At 37.1% G+C, this 11,595-nt stretch carries 10 protein-coding genes and 1 tRNA gene; 1 reads left to right on the forward strand and 10 read right to left on the reverse strand.

Annotated features, from left to right (window positions below; genetic code table 11):
* Positions 1-88 precede the first annotated feature (88 nt).
* The 8 genes from A8143_RS16315 to A8143_RS16350 form a co-directional block, all read right to left on the reverse strand.
* Positions 89-163: transfer RNA gene (locus A8143_RS16315), tRNA-Val, on the reverse strand.
* 94 nt (positions 164-257) lie between these two features.
* The gene (locus A8143_RS16320) at positions 258-1,472 is read right to left on the reverse strand and encodes a bifunctional folylpolyglutamate synthase/dihydrofolate synthase (protein ID WP_070138621.1); all 1,215 of its coding nucleotides are present in this window, start codon (positions 1,470-1,472) and stop codon (positions 258-260) included.
* A complete protein-coding gene (locus A8143_RS16325; protein ID WP_070138622.1) occupies positions 1,473-2,207 on the reverse strand; it encodes an energy transducer TonB in 735 nt (244 codons plus the stop codon).
* 19 nt (positions 2,208-2,226) lie between these two features.
* Positions 2,227-2,634 (reverse strand): ExbD/TolR family protein, encoded by a 408-nt coding sequence (locus tag A8143_RS16330; RefSeq protein WP_070138623.1) that lies wholly within the window; start codon positions 2,632-2,634, stop codon positions 2,227-2,229.
* An 18-nt stretch (positions 2,635-2,652) separates the two neighbouring features.
* On the reverse strand, positions 2,653-3,363 hold the full coding sequence (locus A8143_RS16335) for a MotA/TolQ/ExbB proton channel family protein (RefSeq protein WP_070138624.1): 711 nt from the start codon (positions 3,361-3,363) through the stop codon (positions 2,653-2,655).
* Positions 3,364-3,408: 45 nt separating this feature from the next.
* Complete coding sequence (gene nhaD / locus A8143_RS16340) at positions 3,409-4,896, reverse strand: sodium:proton antiporter NhaD (RefSeq protein ID WP_070138625.1); 1,488 nt, start codon at positions 4,894-4,896, stop codon at positions 3,409-3,411.
* A 9-nt stretch (positions 4,897-4,905) separates the two neighbouring features.
* On the reverse strand, positions 4,906-6,135 hold the full coding sequence (locus A8143_RS16345; RefSeq protein ID WP_070138626.1) for a Glu/Leu/Phe/Val dehydrogenase dimerization domain-containing protein: 1,230 nt from the start codon (positions 6,133-6,135) through the stop codon (positions 4,906-4,908).
* 66 nt (positions 6,136-6,201) lie between these two features.
* Positions 6,202-7,281 (reverse strand): anhydro-N-acetylmuramic acid kinase, encoded by a 1,080-nt coding sequence (locus A8143_RS16350; protein WP_139134412.1) that lies wholly within the window; start codon positions 7,279-7,281, stop codon positions 6,202-6,204.
* Between the two features lie 126 nt (positions 7,282-7,407).
* Between A8143_RS16350 and A8143_RS16355 the strand changes: the two genes are divergently transcribed.
* A complete protein-coding gene (locus tag A8143_RS16355; protein ID WP_070138628.1) occupies positions 7,408-8,550 on the forward strand; it encodes an acyl-CoA dehydrogenase in 1,143 nt (380 codons plus the stop codon).
* A 75-nt stretch (positions 8,551-8,625) separates the two neighbouring features.
* Here the strand turns inward: A8143_RS16355 and A8143_RS16360 are convergent, their stop codons facing one another.
* Both A8143_RS16360 and A8143_RS16365 read right to left on the reverse strand, forming a co-directional pair.
* The gene (locus A8143_RS16360; protein ID WP_070138629.1) at positions 8,626-9,912 is read right to left on the reverse strand and encodes a UDP-N-acetylmuramoyl-tripeptide--D-alanyl-D-alanine ligase; all 1,287 of its coding nucleotides are present in this window, start codon (positions 9,910-9,912) and stop codon (positions 8,626-8,628) included.
* A 2-nt stretch (positions 9,913-9,914) separates the two neighbouring features.
* Complete coding sequence (locus tag A8143_RS16365) at positions 9,915-11,111, reverse strand: phosphoglycerate kinase (protein ID WP_070138630.1); 1,197 nt, start codon at positions 11,109-11,111, stop codon at positions 9,915-9,917.
* Between the last annotated feature and the right edge of the window lie 484 nt (positions 11,112-11,595).

Here is an 11,595-nt window from a genome sequence, read left to right on the forward strand (position 1 = left end):
GGTCTTGATCCGTTCCATTGGGTTTTAACACTGAAAAACGAAGTTACAAAACGCAGAAAAGCCCCTAAAATAGGGGCTTTTCGAATTGTGGGCCCTACTGGATTCGAACCAGTGACCCCCTGCTTGTAAGGCAGGTGCTCTGAACCAACTGAGCTAAGAGCCCCACTCTTTGCATTTTGTTGCTGTATCGTTATCAGCAATGCGGGTGCAAATATACGTAGCTTTTTCTTTATAACAATGGAAAATTCAAAAAAAAATTAAATTATTTTTTCCATCAGGTAAAAACTTCCGCAAATTAAAATCATATCACCATTTTTAGCAATTGACTTACACACACTTAAGCTTTCATCAACCGAATTTCCTACGAAACTATTTTTTTTCGTTTTTTTTAAAAAAATTTCGAACTCCTCCTTCTTAACGGATCTTTTGGAATCAAACTCCGTTAAAATCAGATTTGCATTTTCTGGAAAACTTAGAATAATTTCTTCCCAATCTTTATCATTTGATGCCCCGTATAAAATATAAAGTTCATTATAGTCCATTTCACCTACTTCGAGTAAAAGGTTTTTTATTCCTGCGGCGTTATGTGCAGCATCCAAAATAATTTTTGGATGCTCTTGTAACAATTGCATCCGACCTTGAATTCCTGACAAGCTTTGAACTTTCAATAATGCATCATGAATTCGTTCCTGATTAAGCTTCCACTTATTGCTCAAAAAAGACAAAGCAGTTAATGCAGTATGAATATTTCTTTGTTGATAAACACCTATTAAATCGGTTTCCATAGGCACTTGTCGCACATCTTTACTAAAAAGAATATCAGATTCCATTTCATTAGCCTTTTCTTCAAACACTTCTCTTAAATCATCGTCACAATCGCCAATAACTACTGGTATTTCTTTTTTTATAATGCCTGCTTTTTCAGTCGCAATTGCAGTAAGTGTATTGCCTAAAAAGGCGGTATGATCGAAACCTATATTTGTAATGATAGATAATTCAGGTAGCAGAACATTGGTTGAATCTAAACGTCCTCCTAAACCCGTTTCAATAATAGCAATATCACAGTTTTCAATCAAAAAAACATGAAACGCCAGGGCGGTTGTAATTTCAAAAAAAGACGCACCAATTTGTTCAATTTGAACTTTAAATTGACTGATAAAATCAACGACATAATTTGAATTGCAGGCTATCCCATTAATTTTAATCCTTTCGGTGAAATCTTTAATGTGAGGACTTGTAAATAAACCGACTTTGTATCCATGATTTTGAAAAATCGCTGATAATATGTGCGAGACTGAACCTTTTCCGTTGGTACCAGCGATATGAATAGTCTTTAATTTTTTGTGCGGATTATCAAGTAAGAGCAATAATTGATTTACTCGTTCGAAGCCCGGCTTATAAGCCGAACCTCCTTGATGTTGATAATTGGGTACTTGCTTAAATAACCAATCAACAGAACTTTGATACGTCATTTAGGATTTTATAAAAGAAAAAACCTTATACCCCACATACTCCGAAGGCTTACCCGGTTTGGGGCTATATTTCATTGTTTTTGCTGCTTTTTCAGCCAAATTAATTAAATATTGACTACCTGTATTGGATTTAGACTGGTTATACCTTGTTTTTATAACTTTTCCATTTTCATCCACATAAATATCGAGTGCTACATCACCTTCTTCTTGCGCGTTGGCATTAAATGAAGGAGCTTTTGTAACTTTTCTATCGGGGTTATAAGTACCACTTCCTGGCGTATCACCTGCACCATCACCACCTACTCCATCTCCTTGACCAAATGCAGTGCCATTACCTGTACCCGTACCATCTCCTCCGCCACCCGGAAATCCGAAGGTCTCGTCAGGTTCAGGAGCACTTTCTTGTGTATTATCCGTTTGGGATGATCCCGTTCCTGAAGGCACATAAGTTGATTCTTCCTCTTGTGATTCTACCGCTTGAGCCGATTCTTCAACATTTGTGGGAGTTTGTGTTGTGGTCGGAGTTTCTGTACTCGTGCTTCCACCTTTTGCTTGAGACCCTAGGTCAAGTTCAACCTCAGGTAATTCAACTTCAATTTCTTCTTGCACTAAAGGAGGATCTGGTTGTTCGAACGCAACCAAAAGAAAAAACAAAATCATTAACATAGAAAAAATCAACGAAGCATATAATGCTTTGCGATGATCTTCTTCTTTAAATAATGCTAAAAACTTCATATCCTACTCCTTCCTTTTTTTATTTATCAAACACCAATATTGGCTTCCATTTATTCTGCTTTGACAAGGCAATTAAACGAAATACAAATTGATAATCTGCATCTCGATCACCTGAAATCTTGATTTTATCATTATCCGTAAGATCATCAGCCATTTTAGCAATGATTATTGGCTCTATTTCTTCATAATCATACATTATAGTTGGATCATCCGTAAGAACGTATTTATTCTCAGGAGTAACTCCAACATTTAGTACCGACTTTTCAGGTCCAGTTTCACTGGACGGACCACTAGGTAGGTTTACTGGAATACCTGGCTCTGTCATTGTACTCATGATGATAAAGAAGATTAACAACAAGAATACAAGGTCCGTCATTGAAGACATTCCTCCTTCTGCTTTAACTCTATTTCTTCTTCCTAAATTCATCCTTTTTACTAACTACAATTATTTTCCTGGTTCGTTCAATAAATCTAAAAATTCGATTGAAGCACCCTCCATTGTATGAATCACTTTATCCACTTTTGCTACAAGGTAATTGTAAGCAGAGTATGCTATAATTCCGACAACCAAACCAGCCACTGTGGTCACCATAGCCTCCATAATTCCACCGGAAATTGTTCCGATTTCTAAGTTCGTTTCAGATTTTAATGCGAAAAAAGTTTTCACCATCCCCAACGTTGTACCGAGGAAACCAATCATCGGCGCAACCCCAGCTGCAGTTGCTAAAAAGCTCAACCGTTTTTCCAATTGATAAATTTCCAATTTACCTACATTTTCAATTGAACTTACGATATCTCGCATTGGTTTACCGATTCTAGAAATACCCTTTTCAACCATTCTTGCTGCAGGGTTATTCGTTTGTGAACAAAGATCACGAGCTGCATCAACTTTACCATCCATTAAATAATCTTTTACTTTGACCATAAAATCCTTTTCATCTTTCAGGGATTTATTGATTGTCAGTAATCGTTCGACAAAAATATAAATTGTCAGAATGGAAAGGATTACAAGCGGAATCATTGCCCAGCCACCATCCATAACCAATTCCATCACAGGAATTCTTTCGGTCATTTTTTCAACTTCCCCTGCTCCTTCTGCTAATGTTTCTGCAACTTCCGGATTTGATTCTTGAATTAATACGGCTAACGCACTCATAATAATTTTTCTTTTAAGTTAATTAACGGGTACTTTTCACTTTTGTTACACGGCAAACATAAAGTAATAACATGCAGCACCTGCAAAGTATCCCACAATAGCGTATAAACTAATTTTTTTAAGGTACCAACCAAAGTTGATTTTTTCTAATCCCATCACTGCAACACCTGCAGCAGAACCAATAATTAAGGCACTTCCCCCAGTTCCTGCACAATACGCTAAGAACTGCCAAAAAACACCATTCACTGCAAAGTCTCCGGTTGAAACTTCATACATACCTTGAGCTGCTGCAACCAAAGGAACATTATCTACGATTGCAGACAATAATCCAATTGACATATTTATTGAATAGATATTCTGGTTAAAAGTTGCATCTAAAAAGTGTGCTACATGTGCCAAGTGCCCAACTTCTTGCAGAGCAGCAACAGCCATTAGAATTCCTAAGAAAAACAAAACACTTGCAGTATCAACCTTTTGTAAGACAGACACAACAGAAAGACCTTGTTTATCTTTGCGATCTTTTTTGGCATGTAACAATTCTGTCACCATCCATAAAACACCTAAACTCATCATCATTCCAGTAAAAGGAGGTAAATGTGTTACGGTTTTAAATACAGGAACAAATAATAAACCGGCCAACCCTAATCCGAAAACAAAATTCTTTTCCCAAGTTGCTGGGGTTGATGTTTGATGTCCTACAGCCTCAAATTTTTCTGGTCGTGCTACCGTTCCTTTTACAAAGAAAGAAGCTGCTATTAATGGAACAATTAAAGCGACTAACGATGGCAAAATAAGGTTGGTTATGATAATCCCAGAATCAGGTAATTGCCCATTATTCCATAACATTGTTGTAGTTACATCTCCAATTGGAGACCAAGCACCTCCTGAATTTGCCGCAATGATTATGAAACCGCCGAACAACCATCTAGTCTCTTTATCATTAATTAATTTCCTTATTACAGAAATCATTACGATGGAAGTTGTAAGGTTATCGAGTGCCGCAGACATAAAGAAAGTCAACAAACAAATTACCCAAAGCAATTTAATTTTACTTGACGTATTAATTCTATCCGTAATAATTGAAAAACCATCATGCGCGTCAATCAGCTCGACAATCGTCATCGCTCCTAATAAAAAGAATAGGATACTTGCAATATCGAATAAGTGGTGAGAAAGTCCATGCTCTACATAATGATGAACGTAAGTTGGTGTTTCTTCTGCTGGAATCTTTTCTTTTCCCACGTACAACTCAGGATTTTTAAAAACTTCTTCTCGATATTCCTCCTCTTCATGCTGAAAATAATCTGCTAACTTTTCATTATTTTCTCTCAGCTCTTTATCGTTGACTAGCTGTTCAACCGTTTTGCTTTCATCTACTTTCAAATGCTCCGACGGCCAAATTGCATACAATCCCCAACATACCATTCCAATTAAAAGTGCCGATGCTGCTTTATCGACTCTAATGTTGTGTTCTAGGGCAATCGCTAAGTATCCTACTACGAATACGACTACCATTATGTATTCAATTCCCATGATTTATTTTTAGATTAGTTTATTTAAAGCTATTTCAAAAGCTGTTTTCGCTATTTTAGTTTTATTTGGATTAGCATCATATGCTTTTTTCAATGCCTCTTTAATTGTATTAGAGGTATCAGCAAATATGCCTTCATCGGTTAACTTTTCTAAATCAGAACTCATCAAGTAGGCAAATACTCTTGCCATACCGCAATTAGATATAAAATCCGGAATTACAGAAATTTTATCATCTGTATAATTCGCAATCGGACCAAAGAAAATCTCACTATCAGCAAACGGTACATTTGCGCCAGAAGAAATAACATTTACACCGGCATTTATCATACGGTCAACTTGATCTTGCGTAATCATTCTTGATCCTGCACAAGGAATAAACACATCGGCTTTCACATCCCAGATTCTATCATTTACCTCATCATAAGATAATAGGTTTGGTGCGTTTAATTGATTTCCGTTTTTAGTTAAGAACAAGTCTCTTATTTCATCCAGGCCGAATCCTTTTTCATTAATCAAACCTCCAACTCGATCAATAATACCAACAATTTTAGCTCCGTGTTGAGCTAAATAATAAGCTGCTGCAGAACCGACATTCCCCCAACCTTGAACGATAACTTTCTTATCCTTCAAAGAATCGTTCCACAAACTATAATGATGAAATATAGATTCACTTACACCATAGCCAGTAATCATGTCTGCAATAACATATTTTCTATCGACATTGGGAGAATATTCCTTATCTTCTATCACCTTTAAAACCCCTTGTCTAAGTTGTCCTATACGGTTTATTTTTTGGGCCTCTCGAGGTTGAAAATGACCATTAAAAACCCCTTCTTGTGGATGCCATACACCACAATCTTCAGTAAACGGAATAACTTCGTGAATTTCGTCAACGTTTAAATCACCGCCTGTACCATAGTAATGCTTAAGCAAAGGCGTAACGGCCGCATACCAGCGTCTCAGTACTCCTTCTTTTCTTGGATCTTGTGGATCAAAATTAATTCCCGACTTCGCACCACCAATTTGCGGTCCTGCAACGGTAAATTTCACCTCCATGGTTTTTGCCAAAGACTCGACTTCTCTTTTATCCAGACCTATTCTCATTCTAGTGCCACCACCAGCGGCTCCACCTCTTAAAGAATTAATGACTACCCAGCCTTCTGCTTCGGTTTCCGCATCCTTCCATTCAAAAACAATCTCTGGTCTTTTGTTTTCGAACTTCTCTAATAGTTCTATCATGAAAATTAATTTTTGTGCGCAAAATTAACAAAGATTTTCACTTACCGAATTGATTGGAGAAAACTTTTATGATTGAGGAGGATAGGTCTTGTAACCTCCAATAGAATCGCGACTTGCGCCTGTCACAGATTTATACGTATTTATTTGATCACAATAATTCAACACCCCTAAAAAAGCAAACACTATTGCCTCTTTGAAACAGATTAAATCGTTACTCGGAATTACTAATTTCGCTTTAACCTTCTGCGACAAGATCTCCATAAAAAATGTGTTAAAAGCCCCTCCCCCAGTAACTAACACCGAAGCGACACCTATTTCATTAATAACCTTTGCTATTTGATCTGTTTCATGAATCACGACAGAATGCAAGACATCTGTAGCATTTAAGCCTTGATTTGCATAAAAATCAATTATTGGATAAAAATTTTCATTCAGCCATTCTACACCCAAAGACTTTGGCCGTGATTGATTATAATAATTCAACCCATTCAATCGTTCAATCAAATCAACAACAACCTTACCTTTACTCGCGAGTTCCCCATTTTTATCAAATTCTTTTTGGTGGCTTTCTCTTACAATCTTATTTAAAGGCAGGTTGGCCGGAGAGATATCAAAAGCCACCCTCTTACCATTAAAATCATAACTAATATTCGCAATGCCTCCTAGATTAAGACAGGCTTCATATTCATTGAATAACAAATCATCACCAACAGGAACCAAAGGAGCACCTTGTCCTCCTAAATTAACATCCTTTTCTCGAAAATTATTGATTACTAACAGCCCCGTTTCTTTCGCTATTTCGACAGCGTTTCCAATCTGAACCGTGATTCCTTCATGCGGCTTGTGGTGAACCGTATGACCATGAGATGCGATGAAATCAATTTTTTCATCCAACCTATGATTCGCCACAAACTCATTCACAATTTGTCCAAGCAATAGTCCATATTCATTGGATAACAATTTTAACTTCGCATCAGGTAGTAAAATGGCTGTATCGAGTTTTTCTCTCCACTTTAAGGTGTATGGAATAGTTTGATTTACATTCCGGGCAAGTTTCCAACCTTCGCCATCGAACAAAAATTCACAGAATGAAACATCAACACCGTCTAAAGAAGTCCCTGACATTAAACCAATTACCTTATACAATCTCTTTCTTATTAACAAGCCTCTAAATTTTCTTAAATAATTCCTAAATTTGCAACGCTTCGAAAAATAGGTAAAACTACAATCGAAAAGAGGAACAAGATAATATTTATTTCAAAGTCAAGGATAATGGATTTTAAGTATACAGAAGAACAGCTTGCCGTTAAAGAAGCGGCAAGAGATTTTGCGCAAAACGTATTAAAACCAGGTGTAATTGAACGTGATATCCACGCTAAATTCCCTGAAGAAGAAGCAAAAGAACTAGGAGCCCTTGGTTTCTTAGGAATGATGGTTGACCCGAAATACGGAGGCGGAGGAATGGATACGGTCTCATATGTACTTGCGATGGAAGAAATCTCTAAAGTTGACGCTTCGATGGCTGTATGCATGTCGGTATGCAATTCTTTAGTATGCTGGGGACTTGAGCGCTTTGGAACTGAAGAGCAAAAGCAAAAATTTCTTGCACCAATTGCACGAGGTGAAAAAATAGGAGCATTTTGTTTATCAGAGCCTGAAGCAGGTTCAGATGCTACCTCTCAAAGAACAACAGCAATAGATATGGGCGACCATTATTTATTAAACGGGACTAAAAACTGGATTACGAATGGAAGCTCAGCTTCAATTTATATCGTAATCGCACAAACAGATAAAGAAAAAGGACACCGAGGTATTAACGCCATAATCGTTGAACGAGGTATGGATGGGTTTATTGTTGGCGAGAAGGAAGACAAAATGGGAATTCGTGGATCAGACACCCACACGCTAATATTCAACGATGTAAAAGTACCAAAAGAAAACAGAATTGGAGAAGAAGGATTTGGATTTAAGTTTGCTATGCAAACCTTAGGCGGAGGAAGAATTGGTATTGCCTCTCAAGCTATGGGAATTGCAGCTGGAGCTTTAGACTTAGCCATTGCTTACTCTAAAGAAAGACAAACATTTGGAAAAGAAATTAACAAACACCAAGGAATTGCTTTTAAACTTGCAGACATGGCCACTCAAGTGCAAGCAGCACGATTGATGTGTCTGAACGCAGCATCTTTAAAGGACCAAGGAGAAGATTTCGCAGAAGCGGCATCAATGGCTAAATTGTATGCTTCAGATATCGCTCAAACGGTTACAACTGAAGCAGTACAAATACATGGTGGTTACGGTTATGTAAGAGAATATGAAGTGGAGCGTATGATGAGAGACGCAAAGATTACGCAGATATATGAAGGAACTTCGGAAATTCAAAAAATTGTAATTTCAAGAAGTATCTTGGCAGACTAAAAGAAACTGAATTGATAAAAAAAACTGATTAGCAAAATGTTAATCAGTTTTTTTATTTCTAGTCTTTTATTTTCTTTATAAATGCTCCACTAAGCGTTCCAACTTAATTCCGCGTGAACCTTTCAGCAGTACATAATGATCATCTATTGACTCAAGGAGTTTGGTTTCAACCAACTCTTCCCAGGTTTGAAAATGCTCTAATTCACCTGCAACCAACCCCATTTCCGTTCCAACTAATATAGCCTTAAGGTTATTTTCAATTAAAAAGTTTACAACCTTAAAATGCTCTTCCTTTGAAATATCACCTAGTTCAAGCATATCCCCAAGAATTACAAGCTTATTTTCGTGATTAATCATCACAAAACTTTCCAATGCTGCGCGCATACTTGTAGCATTGGCATTGTAACAGTCAACAACCAAAACATTCCTCTTAGTTTTAGTAATTTGAGAACGGTTATTTGACGGCACATATTCTACAATTGCCTCATTAATCAACTCCTTATCCACATCAAAATAAACACCAATAGAAATTGCTGCTAAAAAATTTGTGAAATTATACTTTCCAACCAAGTTCGTCTGTAAAATTGGCGACTTATATCCAAGATTTGACCATAAAAACTCAACCTGAGGATTTTGTGCTATTAAATTACCCTGAACAAGACCTGCACGCTCACCATAACCAAAAAGCGACGTGTTTGAAGGGAGTATATTCGTAAGCACCTCATCCTCCTCGTTAAAAAACAAATGCCCTTCGTGTTCACCAATAAAGTCATAGAGCTCCTTTTTTGTGTTTTTCACTCCTTCAAGCGAACCAAACCCTTCGATATGAGCCGCACCAATATTAGTAATAATACCATATTCCGGTTCTGCGATTTCAACTAGTTCTGCGATATCTCCTGGCTTATTAGCACCCATTTCAATAATGGCAATCTCGTGCTCTTGACGTAACCTCAACAAAGTAAAAGGCACTCCTAAATGATTATTCAAATTTCCTTCCGTAACTAACACCTTAAACTTCTTCATCAAAACGGCAGCAGCAAGTTCCTTAGACGTCGTTTTACCATTACTTCCTGTAATTCCTATTACTGGAATTTGAAATTGATTACGATGATAATTCGCCAACTTTTGCAATGTCACTAAAACATCATCAACTAAAATCACCTTTTCATTACCCAAAGCAACAGCCTCATCCACAATAGCATAACTACATCCTTCATCAATCGCCTGAAGCGCAAACTGATTTCCATTAAAGTTATCTCCCTTTAATGCAAAAAACAGTCCATTCTTTACAATTTTTCGAGAGTCAGTTGAAAACAAATAACCACAAGACTCAAATAGCTGATAAAGTTCGCTTATCTTCATGACTAATCTTTCAAAATAGCAGCAATACCAGGTAGTTTAACCCCCTCCAAATATTCCAACATCGCACCACCTCCTGTTGAAACATGACTCACGTTTTCACTTAACTTAAACTTATTAACTGCTGCTACACTATCCCCTCCACCTACAAGTGAAAAAGCGCCATTTTGAGTAGCCTCTGCAACTGCAAGCGCAATCTCTTTCGTTCCATTCTGGAAATTATTCATCTCAAAAACTCCCATAGGACCATTCCAAAGAATTAATTTGGCCCCTACTATTTCCGCTTTAAATTCAGAAATAGCCTCATCCGCAATATCTAACCCCAACCAACCATCAGGTATATTATTTGTTTTGCAAACTTGCGTATTGGCATCATCCGAAAACTCATCAGCCGCCAAAGTATCTCTAGGTATCAAGAGTTTTACATTTTTTCGCTCCGCCTCAGCCATAATTGATCTAGCTGTATCCAAATAATCATCCTCGATTAAGGAGTTACCAACACTCCCTCCTTGTGCCTTCGCAAAAGTATAAGCCATTCCACCTCCAATAATCAGTGTATCCACTTTATCCAATAACTTATTAATGATGGTAATTTTCGACGAAACTTTAGCTCCTCCAACAATTGCGACTAATGGCTTTTGATCCGAATTCAATACTTTATCAACACTCTCAATTTCCTTCTCAATTAAATAACCAAACATTTTATCATTTGGAAAAAAATCTGCTACCACAGTAGTCGACGCATGCGCCCGATGAGCTGTTCCAAAGGCATCATTAATGTATACATCTCCATGTTTCGCTAATAATTCAGCAAAATCCTCTGCACCTTTTTTCTCCCGTTGGTGAAACCTTAAATTCTCCAATAATAATACTTCCCCAGGCTTCAGGTTACTCGACTGTTCAAAAGCTCTATCTCCAATTGAATCGGTGGCAAATTGAATCTTTTGACCCAATTCTTCCTCTACCGATTCAACAATATTTTTTAATGAAAAACGAGGTTCTGGAATATTCTTTGGTCTTCCTAAATGAGACATCAAAACAACAGATCCTCCCCCATTCAACACGCGTTTAATTGTAGGAACTGCAGCCTTAATCCGAGTGGTATCGGTAACTTCTAATGTATCTTTATTCAACGGCACATTAAAATCAACCCGAATAAGCGCCCGTTTTCCTTCAAAATTGTAGTCAGAAATTTTTTTCATTGCATTTTTTTATAGAAAACAAATATAAATTTAAATAACCTTCATCGGATGGAAATTGACAAGAAGTTTCTTGACAATTAGAAACCTATATTCAGTGAAAACCTGAAACAAGCAAAAGTATAAAATCGAATACGTTAAAATAAAATGACATTCAATATAATCAAGATTTAGGGCGTTCCCCATGATTAATTGAAAAGCTGAACCTTGCATGATAAATCATGGGGCGGGCTTTCTGCACTCGCTTCCGTCCGTCTGAGCCGGACAAAGAGCTCAAACAATTGCGCCAATCCCTAACGCGACTTATCAATAGATGTTTAAAATTTAGTGGTATCATTGCGGACAACCAAGAATAAATTTTCCTGCGAATTGCCCAGTCAGGCATCATCCCTATCAAATAATTCTTGTGGTACGATTGCGGACAACCATAATTTACGAAGTAATACAGCTATACACACTTACAAAGACTTACTGGTAAAATTACAAA

Origin of the sequence: Crocinitomix algicola (assembly GCF_001661595.2) — a bacterium.
GTDB classification, from domain to species: domain Bacteria; phylum Bacteroidota; class Bacteroidia; order Flavobacteriales_D; family Crocinitomicaceae; genus Crocinitomix; species Crocinitomix algicola.